Raw genomic sequence first — 16,256 nt, forward strand, 5'->3', positions numbered from 1 at the left:
GTCATCCTTCCTGTGTGGTTCTTGGAGAATCCAAAACCCGATGTTCTAAATACTTCTCTAATTTACGTTTAACCCTTTGCAACGCATTGTCTATAGATTTGACACTGCGATCAGTGACCTCAGCCATTTCTTGGTAAGAACGTCCGTCTAGATATCCTTCCAAGACCTCCCACTCGAGTTCACTTAAAATATGACCAATATTGCGCTCAATATCATCCAATTCCTCTTGGCTGATAATAAGGTCCTCAGGATTGGTAACCTTTGCTGAAGATAGCATCTCGATCAATGTACGCTCTGATTCCTCTGTATAAACTGGTTTATTTAAAGATACATAGGAATTTAAAGGCGCATGTTTTTGTCTAGTAGCCGACTTAATAGCCGTAATAATCTGTCTAGTTATACAAAGCTCCGCAAAAGCTCTAAAGGACGCCAATTTATCATGTTTAAAATCCCGCGTAGCCTTATAAAGACCAATCATCCCTTCTTGAATGATGTCTTCACGATCTGCGCCTACTAAAAAGTAAGAGCGCGCCTTTGCACGAACAAAGTTTTTATATTTATTAACAATATAATCGATTGCAAACTCATTTTGCTCTTCTTGAGCTATGACCACAACTTGCTCATCGGTCATTTCTTTGAAATTGTAATCGGGCTTGCCTGTATGAATTGTGTTCATATGCTCCTCCTTACAATTGAGCAGAAAAACCAATATATTCATTATACTGGAACTATATGTGATTTTCAACTATCAATGGCCACGCCGTAATTTCTCTAGCTTTTCAGCTACTTCAGGAGATAATAACCCTCCTACTTCATTACGTCGCAAGCTAAATTGATCTCGTCTATGTTCATGAGCGTATTGTAGTCGTTCCTCTTCCTTAGCTATGCGAATCATATTTTGTAATTCTCGAGCTGGAATGCGCAAGCCTCCAGATCCAAGAATTTGATTTTGTTCAGCTCCATCAGAGGTCACAACATATACATTGGTGTATTTGCCTTTTCGCAAAAACACCTCTCGCTCAATAAAGGAATCCGCCGTTTCCCCGTCCTCAGTATACACTTCGAGGAATCCACTCGTAATAGCCTCTACAGAACCGCCAGATTTTGTATATTTACCATCAAATACAAGGATAACTTCGTATCCCTTAAATTTTCCGTAATTCAATAATCTATCTCGAAGCTCCATACGGGCATGTTCTAATGATTCATGAGCGAGTTTCTTTAGATGAGTCCAGGCGAATATCACATTATATCCATCTACAATTAAAATATCTTTTAGCATAATTATTTCGCTTGGCGCTGACGCACAGCTTCATACATAAGAACAGCAGCAGCCACAGATGCATTCAAAGAATTTAAATTTCCATACATAGGAATGGTAACGAGGAAATCACATGCGTCTTTCACAACGCGGCTAATGCCCTTTCCTTCGTTACCAATGACGATAACAGTAGGAATTGTCATATCTGCCTCATATAAAGTGCGATCCCCTTCCATATGAGCTCCCATAACCCAAAAGCCTTGTTTTTGAAGTTGTTTAATGGTTTGAGCTACATTTCCAACCTGCACTAGTGGAATTTGTTCAATAGCACCGGCTGATGTTTTAGCAACTGTCGCATTAATAGGGGCATTATGTCGCTTCGGAATAAGTACCGCTGTAGCACCCACACATTCAGCAGTACGAATGATAGCCCCCATGTTATGAGGATCCTCAACGCCATCTGTTAAAATAAGCAAAGGCACTTCATGATTCGTCTCTTGTAGCACTTCACCTAGTTCTTTAAATTGAACGGCAGAAACAAGAGCTATAACACCTTGATGAGGTACCTCTAAATCATATTTATTCATTTGTTTGATAGGCGTTGGACGTACTTCAATACCTTGAGATTTAGCAAGACCAACAATATCAGCTAGACCAGTTTTAACCTTATCTTCACTGACCATAATGCGTTGAATAGAGCGCCCGCTTTTAAGGGCCTCTTTAACTGCATTGCGACCTACAATATAATTATCCATACTACATACCTCGTAGAGTTATTGAAAAGGCTTGCTTCATAACATCTTGTAATCGCTCATCTTGACGCGTTTCATAAAGAAATCCCAGTACTGCTTCAAAGGCCGTACTACTACGATATTCTTGAACTGAACTGCTTTTCGGTACATTCACACTACTATTTCTAGCACGTCGTGCAATAGCTTGTTCTTGTTCTGTAAAAGTATCCTCTATTTCTACCAATACCTTCGCTTGTGACTTAGCACAAATAAACTCGGTAACAATTGTGTGCAACACTTGCACCTTCGTTATATTCATTTGTACCACTCGTTCACGCACATACATGGAGTATACTGCATCACCAATATAGGCAAGCATAACTGCATCTGTACTAAGGCATTCCTCTATAGTTCTTTTACGCAAACGAAGCGGCTCTTGTTCAAGAGCCGTCAACTTTTTTATCGCTTCATTCTTTAAGAATTGAAATTGTTTAAACTTCACGTTTTTTCCACCGTGCACCTTGAGGAGAATCCTCAATAGTAATACCGATTTCAGCCAAACGATCGCGGATACAATCAGCTAGTGCCCATTGTTTTTGATCACGACATGCTTGACGTACAGACAAGATAACCTGCATTAATTCTTCATATTCAGCAGCATTGGCACCTGTGTTGCCTTCCCATGCTTTTTCAAGAATACCAATAACCTCTGTCATGAACTTGAAAATACGTTTAACTTCAGCAATTGCTTCTTGGCAAACAACGCCTTCACGGCCTGTCACAGCTTGGTAATAGATATTGATTTCTTTAGCAAGACCAAACATGCTAGATGTAGCTAAAGCAGTATTGAAATCATCACTCATTGCTGCTTCGAATTCTTCTTCATACTCTTTAGCTTTTTCTAATAAATGTTTAGCCTCATCACAAGGACCTGGTTCACATTTTTCAAGGTACAATAGATTTTCAATAGCTGTACTTAAACGTTCTAAGGATTTATTTGCTTCTTCTAAACGTTCATCAGAGAAATCTAATGGACTACGATAATGTGTACTTAACAAGAAGTAACGTAACGCATCTGGACTATATTGTTCTAAAATATCTTTTACCAAGAAGAAGTTATTCAATGATTTAGACATTTTTTCAGAATTAATAGTGATGAAACCATTGTGTAACCAATAGCGTACAGATGGATGTTGACCAGAGCAGCCTTCAGATTGAGCAATTTCATTTTCATGATGTGGGAAGATCAAATCACTACCACCACCATGGAAGTCAAATTCTGTACCTAAGTACTTTTGGCTCATGGCAGAACATTCAATATGCCAACCTGGACGGCCATTACCCCAAGGGCTTTCCCAATATGGTTCGCCTGGTTTTGCAGCCTTCCATAATGCAAAGTCCATAGGATTTTTCTTACGACCATCAACTTCGATACGAGCACCAGCTTCCATATCATCTAAGGTACGACCAGATAACTCGCCATAATGTTCAAATTTATCAACACTATAATATACATCACCATCGAGTTCATAGGCAAAGCCTTTTTCAATCAATGTAGAGATCATAGCAATAATGTCTTCGATATGTGTAGAAACACGAGGATAAATATCAGCACGTTGTACACCAAGGGCATCCATTACTTCGAAATAGCTGTCGATATAACGATTTGCAATAGTATCCCAAGATACGCCTTCACCATTGGATGTATTGATGATTTTGTCATCCACATCAGTAAAGTTTTGTACATAAGTTACTTTATAGCCTACATGTTTCATATAGCGACGAATTACGTCCCAAGTTACAAATGGACGTGCATTGCCAATGTGAGGATGGTTATATGGTGTAACACCACATACGTACATCTTTGCCTCACCTGGTGTTACAGGGTTGAACACCTCTTTTTGGCGCGTCATAGTATTATAAACTGTAATTTCTCTCATCGTTACCGATGCCTCCATCTTCGTAAAATAAAAAAGACCCCTCATCTCATACAGAGACGATGGTCCGCGGTTCCACTCTGTTAGGTACCAATGTAGTACCCACTCATCGCATAACGGCGCGTCACCGGACAAACCTACCTATAATCGGAATGTCAGCTCGTGAATGCATTTCGCCTACCTATCCTTGAACCCTCCCACCATCGGTTCTCGCTAAAAAGTTAGTTGTAGAGTACTTCTTTCAGTCTCAGCTTTTACTATTAAATCCATATTCAGATATAGAGATATTGTATCAATTTTCCTATAAAATGTCAATGAAAACAAGAAAACCCTCATCTTTCAATATATCCAAATAATGTATTAGACATGCATATTTCGGATATAAATTTGAAAGATGAGGATGATGAATTAACTATTAAGCATTTTCCAATTTTTCTTGATCATCATGTTTTCGGCAAATACCTGCAAAGATAGATCCTGTAAAGTTATGAATGATAGAGAATACTGCACCTGCTACTGCCGCTTGAGGAGTAAAATGTTTAAGTGCTAAAGATACGGATAATGCAGAATTTTGCATTGCTACTTCGATTTGCATTGCACGGCGAGAAGAAATATCGATGCTCAAAGCCTTACATATAAAGTACGTTACAATATAACCACTCACATTTTGTACTAAACAAGCAACAAAGATGATAAAGCCTGTTTCAGCAATTTGTTTTTGATTTACTGCTGTAACAGCAGCCAAAATGAGCAATACTGCAATAGCCGCAATTGTAGGACATACATCTTTAACAGGTTCAATTTTAGAGCCAATGAAGTAATTCAATACGATACCTAAGATGATTGGTACCAATACGATTTTTACGATAGAAATAAACATCGGCATGAATTGAATTTCAATAGAAGATGTGGCACCTGCATACAATACAACGAATAAAGGTGTTAATACTGGAGCCAATAATGTAGAAACAGTCGTTGCAGATACGGATAATGGAACATTACCATTTGCAAGGAATGTCATAACATTAGAAGCAGTACCACCAGGACATGCACCTAACAGGATGAATCCGATACCAATTTCTGGTGGGAAATTAAAGATTAGGGCTACCAAGAAACCTGCTAATGGCATCCATAAGAATTGGATAACAGATACAAGGATAACTTTCATCGGTTGCTTAAATACATCAAGGAACACTTGAGCTGTTAATGTTAGCCCCATGGCAAACATTACAAATTGTAGCATGTACGCAATGTACGGCGTCATCCAAGAAAATACAGTTGGTAATAAATACGCTAACACTGCCATCAATAGCACTATCCATGAAAGATAGCTATTGAATAAGTGATTAAGAGAACGAATAATACTCATAAAAGCACTCACTTTCATAATAAATAAAAATAAAAGACGCCGATTATTATAGCATTTCTATAGAATAATCTCAATATATATAAAAAAGCTCTCATAACCATAGCTATGAGAGCTTTTAAATTAACTTACGTTACTATTTTGTTAAAGCACTGACATTATCTAAACGATGTAAGCATTTTTCTTTGCCAAGCAATGTAACAATATTATTCAAATCTGGACCATGCATTTGACCTGTTAAGGCAACGCGGATAGGCATAAATACGAATTTACCTTTTAAAGCAGTTTCTTTCATGACTGCTTTAATTGTTGCTTTTACAACATCAGGCGTAATTTCATCAAGTTCAGCCAATGCATTGCGGAATGCGCCGAGAACGGTTGGTGCTGTTTCTTCATTTAATACAGCACGCAATTCCTCTTCGTGACCTTCTTCAAGGAATACAGTTTCGCCCATGAACATGCCTACGTGATCTTTAATTTGAGCACCATAGCTAATATGGTCGCGGAATGTAGAGCATAATAATGTCAACCAATCGATATCCGCCTGATTTAAGCTATCTGGTGCCAAACCAACCTCTTTCAAATGAGGCAAGCAAAGATGGAATAACTCTTCATCGCTTAAGTTTTTCATATAGTGGAAGTTGATATGGTTCAATTTATCAATATCGAATACAGCAGGGTTTTTAGCTACGCGATCCATGGAGAAGGCTTGAATCAATTCATCTTGTGTGAAAAATTCTTCTTCCCCTTCTGGAGCCCAACCAAGAAGCGCCAAGAAGTTTACAAGTGCTTCTGGCAAATAGCCCAATTGTTTGTATTGTTCAACAGATGTAGCACCATGGCGTTTGGACATTTTTTTGTAATCTTTGCCAAGAATCAAGGAAATGTGACCAAACTTAGGTATTTCCCAGCCTAGTGCTTCATAAATAGCCATTTGACGTGGAGTATTAGATAAATGTTCCTCTGCACGAATAACGTGAGTAATACCCATCATATGGTCATCCATTACTACGGCAAAGTTATATACAGGAATACCATCAGATTTTACAATTACAAAGTCACCTACACCATTGGATTCAAAGGATACATGACCACGTACCATATCATCGAAAGCATATGTTTTATTCAAAGGAACGCGCAAGCGAATGGTTGGTTTACGACCTTCTGCAATATATTTAGCCTTTGTTTCTTCATCTAAGTGTTGGCAATGGCCATTATATTTAGGTGTTTCACCACGATCCATTTGTTCTTGGCGAACAGCATCTAATTCTTCAGGTGTGCAATAGCATTCATATGCTTTGCCTTCGTCCAACAAACGTTGTGTTACTTCTTTATATAAGTCAAGACGTTCTGTTTGACGGTAAGGACCATTATCGCCACCTACATCAATGCCTTCATCCCAGTTCATGCCAAGCCATTGCAAGGAAGCTTTGATATTTTCTTCACTTTCACGGGTAGAACGAGCCAAATCTGTATCTTCAATACGCAATACAAATGTGCCTTTTTCTTTACGTGCTAATAGCCAGTTAAACAAAGCAGAACGAGCGCCACCAATGTGGAATGGACCCGTAGGGCTTGGAGCAAAACGAACTTTCATGGAACTCATGATTATACCTCTCCTTCATATACAGAAACGACAGCTTGTGCAGCAATGCCTTCACGGCGCCCGATGGCACCAAGCATTTCATTTGTTGTCGCTTTAATACTAATACGTTCTAATGGTATTTCTAAAACAGATTGTAAGTTAGCCTTCATCGTGTCGATGTGTGGCTTTAACTTAGGTGTCTCTGAAATAACCATAATATCTATATTATAGGCTTGTAACCCACGTTCTTTCAATAAGGAATTAACCTTTTCTAGTAAAAGCATGCTAGAAATCCCTTTATACTGGTCATCTTCAGGCGGGAAATAATATCCAATATCGCGCAAACCTGCAGCACCTAACATAGCATCCATCAATGCGTGAATGAGAACATCCGCATCGGAATGACCATCAGGGCCGAGTTCAGATTCGATATGAACACCGCCAAGAATACATGGGCGACCTGCTTTTAATTGATGAATATCATAACCAAATCCAACGCGCATACGTGTATCCTCAATTCCTAAATATCGTTTAGCTACTGCAATATCATTTGGTGTTGTCACTTTAATATTACAATAATCCCCTTCAACTATATGCACAGGCTTACCTACATACTCAGCTAGTGATACATCATCAGTACCAAGATACTTAGTTTCATATGCCGCTTGATGAGCCTCTACAAATAACTCTTTTTGAAAGCCTTGTGGCGTTTGAATTTGGTATAACTCACTGCGCTGTAATGTTTCTAGAACATTATGATCCATATCAACCCGTTTAATGGTATCTGTAGCAGGAACACCTACAGTAGCCGCTCCATAGGTATTAGCCGCGTCAGCAACATTATTAAACATTTCTGTAGAGGCTAAAGGTCGCGCTCCATCATGAACAAGAACAATATTGGTATCCGCTGATACAGCCTTAAGGCCACAAGCTACAGAATCTTGCCGTTCTTTTCCACCCAGTACGATGTGTACGGGAACAGCCAACTCCAACTCCTTAATATGTTTTGTCATATATTCTCGGTCGCCTTCAGCTACAACAAGAATAATTTCATTCAAGCCATCAACATTTGCTACATTTTGTAATGTACGCTGAATAATAGAGAATCGTCCCAAAGGGATAAATATCTTATTTTCTTTGTACCCCATGCGACGCCCTGCACCAGCGGCGAGAACAATACAACTAATTACCTTGTCCATTTTGTCCTCCATCTACACGAGCAAAGATCATGCGACCAGCACTAGTTTGTAAGATAGATGTAACCATAACCTCTACAGTTTGACCTACATAAGGTTTACCATCTTCAACGACAATCATGGTACCATCGTCGAGATAAGCAACACCTTGATGTACCTCCTTACCTTCTTTCATAATTTGCACGCGAATCCATTCGCCTGCAATGAGGGCTGGTTTCAGTACATTGGCTAATTCATTCAGATTAAGCACCTCAATGCCTTGCACTCGAGCCACCTTATTTAAGTTGAAGTCATTAGTCATCAACTTCCACTGCTTATCCAAAGCAAGACGCATTAATTTAGAATCTACTTCTGTAAGATCATCATAATCATCTTCTACCACTTCAATAGCTACCTTGTTAGCATCTTGCATCTCTTTCAAAATATCGAGGCCACGACGACCGCGATTTCGCTTTGTAGCATCAGCAGAGTCAGAAATAATTTGTAACTCATTCAATACAAAGAGGGGAACCATTAGAGGGCCTTCAATAAATCCTGTATTACATAGTTCCTTAATGCGTCCATCAATAATAACAGATGTATCTAGTAGTTTTGGTGTGCTCGTAGTTTTATCAGATTTATGAGTAGAGAACATTTTAAAACGACTTGTTTTTTTAGTGCCTTCTCCACCCCATTGTTGTACATAGTTATTGTACATTTCAGGGCCTTTACGAGCCATAATTTTAAGGCCACTATATCCAAAGATAGCACTCAATATAATAGGAATATAAGGTCCTATAATAGGTACTTGATTGAATGCAACACCAATTAAATTTGCAATAATAAGACCGAATAATAAACCGATGGTGCCTGCAATCAATTCTTGATTTGGAATATGAGTAAGAATGCGTTCTAAACGTTTAGCAATGACTAAGCCTTGTTTTAAAATAAATGAAGAAATTAAATACCCAATAATAACGCCTAATAGAGTACCAAAAATTAATACTGAAATACGTGCAATGGTCAATGACATATCCCCAAAGGACTCAAATTGAGAAACCAAATATGGGTCGATAATAGGTGCTAAGCTATCCATTCCAACATAGGCCGCTGTGCCCACAAGAATAGCTATTACATAGCGCAAAATCCGATAAATCATTACATCACCTCCTAATTAAGAAAATACCAACTGCATTGCCTCTTGAATAGATTTAACGCCTCTAATCTTGATAGAACTATCATTATCCTTGATTTGTTTATAATTGCCTTCAGGGATAATAAACTTTTTAAAGCCTAATTTCTTAGCTTCATTGATACGCTGCTCGATGCGTGGAATGCTACGAACATTACCAGTGAGTCCTACTTCACCTAAAATGACCATATCCGTAGGAACAATGCGATTTTTTAAATTAGATACGATCGCAACGGCCATAGACAAGTCACAAGCGGGTTCATTTACCTTGAGACCACCAATAACGTTAACGTACACGTCCTTATTACCTAATGTAAAACCACAACGTTTTTCTAATACTGCCAAAAGTACTATTAAACGATTAAGGTCATAACCGATTGCCGTCCTTCTAGGCATACCGAAAGCAGTCGTAACAACAAGGCTTTGTACCTCTACAAGGATAGGACGAACCCCTTCAAGATAAATCATAACGGCGCTGCCGCTTTCCTCATCAGATCGTTCTGCCAATAAGGAAGCTGATGGATTAGATAACTCTTGTAACCCTTCCTCAACCATGGCAAAGATACCTGTTTCAGATGTAGAGCCAAAACGATTCTTAATAGAGCGCAAAATACGGAATTGGTAAGACCGTTCGCCTTCAAAATAAAGCACTACATCCACCATATGTTCTAACATACGTGGGCCTGCGATATTGCCTTCTTTTGTGACATGACCAATTATAACCGTCGGAATATTGCGTTCCTTACAAAAGCGAAGAAGTCGAGATGTACATTCTCGCACTTGACTAACACTACCTGGGGCAGCATCGATATCTCCGGTATACATGGTTTGAATGGAGTCGATAACTAACAATGAAGGCGTCATTGCATCAGCTTGCTCTAAGATATGATCTAAATCTGTATCAGCAATAACTTGTAGTCGCTCACTATTGATATGTAGTCGTTCTGCCCGAAGCTTAAGTTGTAACTGAGACTCTTCCCCTGATGCATAGAGAACAGTACCTACAGTATCTGCTACCTTTTGAGAGACTTGCAATAAAAGTGTAGATTTACCAATACCTGGATCGCCACCTAATAGCATTAATGCACCAGGTACTATACCTCCACCTAATACGCGGTCGATTTCACCAAAGGTAGTAGATACACGAGCGATAGATGAAATTTCAATATCTGATAAAGCTGTTGGTTTTGTTGTTTGATTTCCCACACCTCGTGAAGGTGTTCGGCTATGTTTAGTTTCTTTAATTATCTCTTCAACTAATGTATTCCACTCACCACATTGTGGACAACGTCCCATCCACTTAGAAGATTCTGCTCCACAATTTTGACAGAAGAATACTGATTTTGCTTTTGCCATAATACCTCAAAACTGTTATAAAAGATAAAAAAGGTCATGAATGATAACCATTCATGACCTTTTATGCATAATTTTACTACATGGTTACTATCATTATTCTATAGTATACCATTTAAGCCATATAATTTATATGAAAGGTAGTCATTAACTATTTATTTTTGTATTTATATTAAATCGTTACAACAATATCGCTATCCTTTGCATCTGCTTTAATAGTTTTGCCTGCTATCGCCTCTCCTTTCAAAATAAGATCGGATACAGGGTCCTCAATTAAGCGTTGAATAGCGCGTTTTAAAGGCCGAGCACCCATAGTAAAATCGGAACCTTCTTTAACGAGTAATTTCATAGCCTCAGGTGTAATTTCTAATTGTAAATCACGTTCTCCAAGACGTTTTATTAGATCACTCATCAAAATTATTACAATTTTTGTTAAGTCCTCTTCAGTTAATGGATGGAATACAATCATCTCATCAATGCGATTTAAAAACTCTGGTCTGAAGTGACGTTTTACTGCATCCAGAACAGACTTCTTAGCATCTTTAAAATCTATACCTTTAGTATCTTGTGCATGAGATTCTGCTTTTTTCGGTGCCAAGAAACCTAATTCTGTAGAGTTCTTATGTAATGCTTTAGCACCTAAGTTACTAGTCATGATGATAACCGTATTTCTGAAGTCTACGGTTCTCCCTTGACTATCTGTAAGACGGCCATCATCAAGAACTTGTAATAAGATATTAAAGAAATCTGCATGAGCCTTTTCTACTTCGTCAAGTAAAATAACGCTATATGGTTTACGACGAACTGCATCAGTCAATTGGCCTCCCTCTTCATAGCCTACATATCCAGGAGGTGCCCCAACTAAACGGGAAACAGTATGTTTTTCCATATATTCAGACATATCAAGTCTAATCATAGCAGATTCATCGCCGAACAAGGAGGATGCAAGCGCTCTTGCTAGCTCAGTTTTACCAACCCCTGTTGGTCCAAGGAATAAGAAGGAACCAATTGGACGTTTTGGATCCTTTAATCCAGCCCTTGCACGGCGCACAGCTTTTGCTACAGCTGTAACAGCATCATCTTGACCGATGACGCGTTTATGTAACTCATCTTCTAAATGAAGCAAGGTTTCTGATTCTTCTTCTCCGATTTTTGCAACCGGAATACCAGTCCACTGAGATACTACAGCAGCAATATCATCTTCTGTAACAATTAGTTTTTGATCACTTTCTTCTTTAGCAACAGATTTTTTATCATCGATTTCTTTAACTAGAGCTTGCTCTTCATCACGAAGTTTAGCGGCCTTTTCAAAATCTTGTGATGTGACAGCCGCTTCTTTTTCCTTCTTAACCGAATTGAGTCTGTCTTCTAAAGCTTTAACATCTGGTGCCGCCGAAAATACCTTCATACGGACCTTAGATGCAGCTTCATCAACCACATCGATAGCTTTATCCGGCAAAAATCGATCTGTAATATATCTACTAGATAAAGTAACAGCAGCTTTTAATGCTTCATCTGTAATTTTAGCCTTATGGAAGGCCTCATAACGATCTCGTAAGCCTCTCAAGATTTCAAGAGCATCCTCTTCATTAGGTTCCCCTACTTGAACAGGTTGGAAACGACGCTCTAAGGCAGCATCTTTTTCAATATGCTTTTTATATTCATCAAGGGTTGTAGCGCCAATAACTTGGAATTCACCGCGTGCCAAAGCTGGTTTCAAGATATTTGCCGCATCCATAGCGCCTTCAGTGGCACCTGCTCCAACTAATGTATGAATTTCATCAATGAAGATAATCATATCATCATGTTGTTGAACTTCATCAATAGCTTTTTTTAAACGCTCTTCAAATTCGCCACGGTATTTAGCACCGGCAAGCATAGCCCCTATACTAAGGGAAATAATTCTCTTATTCCGTAAAATCTCAGGTACATTACCTGTAACAATACGCTGCGCTAAACCTTCAGCAATGGCAGTCTTACCTACCCCAGGCTCACCAATGAGAACAGGATTATTTTTGGTCCTACGGCTTAGAATTTGAATAACCCGTTGAATCTCAGTGTCTCGACCGATAACAGGGTCAATTTTACCTTGTTTTGCAGACTCATTAAGATCTGTGGCAAAATCAGATAAATCACCTAATTCGCCATCTCCGTGAGAGCCTTCTTGACCATCATTATGGCCCTTGGAATTAGAACCAAGAATATTACGAATAGCATCTACTATATCATTAGTTCTAACATCCATGGATTGTAATATGGCAGCTGCAACACCGCTACCATCACTTAGTAAGCCTAGTAGAATATGCTCAGTACCTACATAATTATGGTTCATGCGGTTTGCTATTTGAACTGCAAGTTCAAGTATATATTTAACCCGAGGGGTCATGTATATAGAGCTCGCTTTTTTATTACCGCGACCTACATGCTTCTCTACAGCTTCAAAAATATTTTCTGTAACTATGCCAAGCTCTTCTAAAGCCTTAGCAGCTACACTATTTTTAACCTTTGTAAGGCCGATGAGTACATGTTCAGTTCCCACATAGTCGTGCCCTAGCTCTAAAGCAGCCTCTTGTGCTAAAGAAAGGACTCGCTGTGCATCGTCTGTGAACCGTTGCATCATAATATCACCTCATCTATCTATGTAAATTGTAATTGTATCTCTTCAAATATATGTAAACAATGGTGGGAAACACCATTGGAATATCAATTGATTATCTGTAAAATTAATGTTATTTTGAAAGTTTTTGACGTATTACTTTAGCACGATAGCTATCACGCTCAATATCTGTTAGATCATCATTTCCTGCATACTTTGAAAGGAAATTAGGTCTAGTTATAGCAATCAACTCATTAAAGGAATCCTTACCCCATTGAGGTAAAATATTTAAGTCAACGCCTAACTGGATATCACTAAGCTTTGTTAAGGCCTCTTTACCATTTACACGGCGTGCATTCTGTAGAACCCCATAAGAGCGCCATAACACATCTTCTAACCCTTCTTTATCATTATGTAATAATAACTGACGGGATTTGCGCTCTTCTGCAATTATGCCTTCTACAATCTTTGTTAATTGTTCTATTGTATCTTCTTCACTAGTACCCATGGTACGTTGGTTAGAAATTTGATATATATTTCCTAATGCTTCTGAACCTTCACCATATAATCCACGCACAGAGTAGCCCAACTGAATAATACTACGAATGAGGCGTGTAATTTTTCCAGATATAGTCAAGGCTGGCAAATGTAGCATTACAGATGCTCTTAATCCGGTTCCCACATTTGTAGGGCATGCCGTCAAATACCCAAAGCGTTCATCAAAAGCATAGGGATGCTTTGCTTCGATAGCCTTATCGATTTGCACTGCATGGTCATAGGCCCGTTTCAATTGAAGTCCAGAAGCCATTGATTGAATCCGTAGATGATCTTCTTCATTCACCATAATTACAATAGATGCATCATCAGATACAACCAAGTTACGATATGGCAATTTTTCTTCAAGAGCAGGGCTCATTAAGTGTTTCTCTACTAATACAGCCCGCTCACCTTGACTTAACTGCTCTAGGTTAATATTGGAATATTGATGTCCATCTACGTCTTTTAGGGGTTTAAGCAAACTTCTAGAAATAGAATTTACTTTTTCTAATGACGACATATCATTTCGATTTGTAAAAAGCACACCATCAAAGTTTCTTGCTAATCGAATCCGACTAGAAATAACAATATGATCAGTTGCATCTATATCATGCTGTAACCAAGGACTTAGAGGAGAGTCTAATATAACATCTAACATAATAAGAACCTCCTACTCTTTATCTCTACCAATGATGGCTTCCAATTCTTTAATTTTGTCCCTTAAAATAGCTGCATCTTCAAATTTCTCTGCTTGAATTGCCGTCTCTAATTGATTACGCAATTGTTTAACTTCATACTTAGCTTTAAACACATTATTACCATGACTAGGAACTGACCCTTCATATTCAGAACTACCTTGAATACGTTGTAATAACGGTTTTATTTCACTAGCAAAGGTTTCATAGCATGTATCACAACCAAACTTGCCTACCCGATTAAACTCATCATAAGTAATACCACATTGAGGACACCGTTTAGATTGATGAGATTTTAATAAGTTATCAGGATAGACCATGTTTTTAAAGAAATCGTTAGTAAAGAAGCTATCATCCCACATATCAGTCATAAAAGAACTATAGGGAGATAATTTTCCCTCTTGTTGTAGTGCTGTAGCACAAGTATTGCACAAATGTTGTTCCGTTTTCTGATTATTTACAATATTTGTCATATGGATAGTAGCTTCATTTTTATGGCAATGATCACATATCACTGATCATCACTCCTTCCGTAGTGTATCCACCATTGTTGCGTATAGCTCACGAATTGCATCATTACGATGTTCAATATCGGTATTCTCAATCAATGTAGCAAAAGAATTATGCATTAATTGAGCTTCGCGACGAGTAATTTTTTCTGCTTGTAGTAATTGAAATAATGATTGGTCTACATCTTTTATATCAATTAAACGATCCACTGTATTTTGACCTTCATAAATACGATAGGTTGTTACAGCTGGTAGAGAATCAGAACTTTCTGGATTTAATTTTGTAATTCGAATATATCCACCTAGGCCACGTCTTGATTCCACATCAAACCCACGCTCATTGGAAAAACGCGTACTTAGAACATAACTAATTTGCGAAGGTGCACAATCTAACTCATCAGCTAATTCATTACGCTTTAAAATTAATTTCTCTTGTTCTTCACGCATACGATCCAATATAAACTTTTCTATTTTATCAGCTATCATACTCATAAAAAACACCTCTTTAACATTTTATTTAATATATATTTTGACTATTTGCTTTTTACATATATCTATTATATTTGACTTTTTGACTTTAGTCAATATAAAGGTCAAATTTTTATACTATACATTTGACCTTTTAATACATTCCCCTATAATTGGACTTAATCTTAAATTATAGGTATAATAAATGAGATATATTTTTATGAAAGAAGGTGTTGTTATGGCAGAAGCATTAGGACAAGAACTGTTAATTGATTTATATTCCTGCGATGAAGATGCAATCTCATCCGCTACAGCTGTACAAGAAAGTGTAGCAACCGCATTTGATTTAGCTGATCTTGATGTTGATGAAATCAGTTGTCAAGTTATGGACGAGGAGATCGCCCTCCTATCTGTTGCACCAGGCTTTCACTTTACATTGCACACGTATCCTGCGCTAGGTTATGTGGCTGTTGATTTGTACTCCTTCGAACAATCCTTACCGCTCACATTGATTATGAAAGCGTTGCGTAAATCTTTCAGAGCAGAAAAGGTAAAAGCAACAAGTGTACAACGTGGCGACTTTGGTAACGAACGCGATATGAAGCCACGTCGTAAAACAAAGATCACTACACTTGGTCGTGTTTCTCGTACACGTATTCAACTCAAACAAACAGGCGGCAAATTGAAAAAACAAAGTGCTAAGGTTATCAAAACATTAGCTAAAAAAAGCGGTCTAAAAAAATAATACAAAGGACTAACCTTACTGGTTAGTCCTTTTATTAGATAGATACAAAAAGGCTAGAGGAAATCCCTCTAGCCTTTTTAAGGTTAATATTTTATTTATAATAGCT

Annotated in this window: 15 protein-coding genes and 1 other annotated feature; of the genes, 1 reads left to right on the forward strand and 14 read right to left on the reverse strand. The window is 38.1% G+C overall.

What is annotated here, in order from left to right; all coding sequences use genetic code 11:
- Position 1: 1 nt before the first annotated feature.
- The 14 genes from sigH to VCHSUH04_RS05520 form a co-directional block, all read right to left on the reverse strand.
- Positions 2 to 676, reverse strand: coding sequence for an RNA polymerase sporulation sigma factor SigH (sigH, locus tag VCHSUH04_RS05455; protein WP_105085683.1), 675 nt, complete (start codon positions 674 to 676; stop codon positions 2 to 4).
- A gap of 72 nt (positions 677 to 748) precedes the next feature.
- Positions 749 to 1,282 (reverse strand): NYN domain-containing protein, encoded by a 534-nt coding sequence (locus VCHSUH04_RS05460; RefSeq protein ID WP_004697429.1) that lies wholly within the window; start codon positions 1,280 to 1,282, stop codon positions 749 to 751.
- A 2-nt stretch (positions 1,283 to 1,284) separates the two neighbouring features.
- A complete protein-coding gene (gene rlmB / locus VCHSUH04_RS05465; RefSeq protein ID WP_105085684.1) occupies positions 1,285 to 2,016 on the reverse strand; it encodes a 23S rRNA (guanosine(2251)-2'-O)-methyltransferase RlmB in 732 nt (243 codons plus the stop codon).
- A 1-nt stretch (position 2,017) separates the two neighbouring features.
- Positions 2,018 to 2,494 (reverse strand): Mini-ribonuclease 3, encoded by a 477-nt coding sequence (locus VCHSUH04_RS05470; protein WP_105085685.1) that lies wholly within the window; start codon positions 2,492 to 2,494, stop codon positions 2,018 to 2,020.
- A complete protein-coding gene (gene cysS, locus VCHSUH04_RS05475; RefSeq protein WP_105085686.1) occupies positions 2,484 to 3,932 on the reverse strand; it encodes a cysteine--tRNA ligase in 1,449 nt (482 codons plus the stop codon). The genes VCHSUH04_RS05470 and cysS overlap by 11 nt, the downstream gene beginning before the upstream one ends.
- 49 nt (positions 3,933 to 3,981) lie before the next feature.
- Positions 3,982 to 4,187 (reverse strand) — a binding site (T-box leader).
- Between the two features lie 157 nt (positions 4,188 to 4,344).
- A complete protein-coding gene (locus VCHSUH04_RS05480; protein ID WP_233188282.1) occupies positions 4,345 to 5,298 on the reverse strand; it encodes a bile acid:sodium symporter family protein in 954 nt (317 codons plus the stop codon).
- A gap of 133 nt (positions 5,299 to 5,431) precedes the next feature.
- Positions 5,432 to 6,901: a glutamate--tRNA ligase gene (gene gltX, locus VCHSUH04_RS05485; RefSeq protein WP_105085688.1), complete on the reverse strand. Its 1,470-nt coding sequence runs from the start codon at positions 6,899 to 6,901 to the stop codon at positions 5,432 to 5,434.
- A 2-nt stretch (positions 6,902 to 6,903) separates the two neighbouring features.
- Complete coding sequence (gene ispD / locus VCHSUH04_RS05490) at positions 6,904 to 8,079, reverse strand: 2-C-methyl-D-erythritol 4-phosphate cytidylyltransferase (protein ID WP_105085689.1); 1,176 nt, start codon at positions 8,077 to 8,079, stop codon at positions 6,904 to 6,906.
- The gene (locus tag VCHSUH04_RS05495) at positions 8,063 to 9,214 is read right to left on the reverse strand and encodes a PIN/TRAM domain-containing protein (RefSeq protein ID WP_105085690.1); all 1,152 of its coding nucleotides are present in this window, start codon (positions 9,212 to 9,214) and stop codon (positions 8,063 to 8,065) included. The genes ispD and VCHSUH04_RS05495 overlap by 17 nt, the downstream gene beginning before the upstream one ends.
- A gap of 15 nt (positions 9,215 to 9,229) precedes the next feature.
- On the reverse strand, positions 9,230 to 10,603 hold the full coding sequence (radA, locus tag VCHSUH04_RS05500) for a DNA repair protein RadA (protein ID WP_105085691.1): 1,374 nt from the start codon (positions 10,601 to 10,603) through the stop codon (positions 9,230 to 9,232).
- A gap of 169 nt (positions 10,604 to 10,772) precedes the next feature.
- Positions 10,773 to 13,220, reverse strand: a complete 2,448-nt coding sequence (locus VCHSUH04_RS05505; RefSeq protein WP_105085692.1) for an ATP-dependent Clp protease ATP-binding subunit — start codon at positions 13,218 to 13,220, stop codon at positions 10,773 to 10,775.
- Between the two features lie 109 nt (positions 13,221 to 13,329).
- Complete coding sequence (locus tag VCHSUH04_RS05510; protein ID WP_105085693.1) at positions 13,330 to 14,391, reverse strand: protein arginine kinase; 1,062 nt, start codon at positions 14,389 to 14,391, stop codon at positions 13,330 to 13,332.
- Positions 14,392 to 14,403: 12 nt separating this feature from the next.
- Positions 14,404 to 14,901: a UvrB/UvrC motif-containing protein gene (locus tag VCHSUH04_RS05515; protein ID WP_233188284.1), complete on the reverse strand. Its 498-nt coding sequence runs from the start codon at positions 14,899 to 14,901 to the stop codon at positions 14,404 to 14,406.
- Between the two features lie 48 nt (positions 14,902 to 14,949).
- On the reverse strand, positions 14,950 to 15,429 hold the full coding sequence (locus VCHSUH04_RS05520) for a CtsR family transcriptional regulator (RefSeq protein ID WP_105085695.1): 480 nt from the start codon (positions 15,427 to 15,429) through the stop codon (positions 14,950 to 14,952).
- Positions 15,430 to 15,643: 214 nt separating this feature from the next.
- On the opposite strand from VCHSUH04_RS05520, the gene VCHSUH04_RS05525 reads away from it, so the two are divergent.
- Positions 15,644 to 16,150, forward strand: a complete 507-nt coding sequence (locus tag VCHSUH04_RS05525; RefSeq protein ID WP_005386379.1) for an S-adenosylmethionine decarboxylase family protein — start codon at positions 15,644 to 15,646, stop codon at positions 16,148 to 16,150.
- Positions 16,151 to 16,256 lie beyond the last annotated feature (106 nt).

Source organism: Veillonella sp. T14073-2, assembly GCF_002959875.1.
Lineage (GTDB): Bacteria > Bacillota > Negativicutes > Veillonellales > Veillonellaceae > Veillonella > Veillonella infantium.

What these genes read in the sequence shown, in the direction of transcription:
- VCHSUH04_RS05520 (WP_105085695.1), bottom strand. Translation starts at nt 15,429, where the DNA reads ATGAGTATGATAGCTGATAAAATAGAAAAGTTTATATTGGATCGTATG.
- VCHSUH04_RS05460 (WP_004697429.1), bottom strand. Translation starts at nt 1,282, where the DNA reads ATGCTAAAAGATATTTTAATTGTAGATGGATATAATGTGATATTCGCC.
- sigH (WP_105085683.1), bottom strand. Translation starts at nt 676, where the DNA reads ATGAACACAATTCATACAGGCAAGCCCGATTACAATTTCAAAGAAATG.
- radA (WP_105085691.1), bottom strand. Translation starts at nt 10,603, where the DNA reads ATGGCAAAAGCAAAATCAGTATTCTTCTGTCAAAATTGTGGAGCAGAA.
- VCHSUH04_RS05495 (WP_105085690.1), bottom strand. Translation starts at nt 9,214, where the DNA reads ATGATTTATCGGATTTTGCGCTATGTAATAGCTATTCTTGTGGGCACA.
- rlmB (WP_105085684.1), bottom strand. Translation starts at nt 2,016, where the DNA reads ATGGATAATTATATTGTAGGTCGCAATGCAGTTAAAGAGGCCCTTAAA.
- gltX (WP_105085688.1), bottom strand. Translation starts at nt 6,901, where the DNA reads ATGAGTTCCATGAAAGTTCGTTTTGCTCCAAGCCCTACGGGTCCATTC.
- VCHSUH04_RS05515 (WP_233188284.1), bottom strand. Translation starts at nt 14,901, where the DNA reads ATGACAAATATTGTAAATAATCAGAAAACGGAACAACATTTGTGCAAT.
- ispD (WP_105085689.1), bottom strand. Translation starts at nt 8,079, where the DNA reads ATGGACAAGGTAATTAGTTGTATTGTTCTCGCCGCTGGTGCAGGGCGT.
- VCHSUH04_RS05525 (WP_005386379.1), top strand. Translation starts at nt 15,644, where the DNA reads ATGGCAGAAGCATTAGGACAAGAACTGTTAATTGATTTATATTCCTGC.
- VCHSUH04_RS05505 (WP_105085692.1), bottom strand. Translation starts at nt 13,220, where the DNA reads ATGATGCAACGGTTCACAGACGATGCACAGCGAGTCCTTTCTTTAGCA.
- VCHSUH04_RS05480 (WP_233188282.1), bottom strand. Translation starts at nt 5,298, where the DNA reads ATGAGTATTATTCGTTCTCTTAATCACTTATTCAATAGCTATCTTTCA.
- VCHSUH04_RS05510 (WP_105085693.1), bottom strand. Translation starts at nt 14,391, where the DNA reads ATGTTAGATGTTATATTAGACTCTCCTCTAAGTCCTTGGTTACAGCAT.
- cysS (WP_105085686.1), bottom strand. Translation starts at nt 3,932, where the DNA reads ATGAGAGAAATTACAGTTTATAATACTATGACGCGCCAAAAAGAGGTG.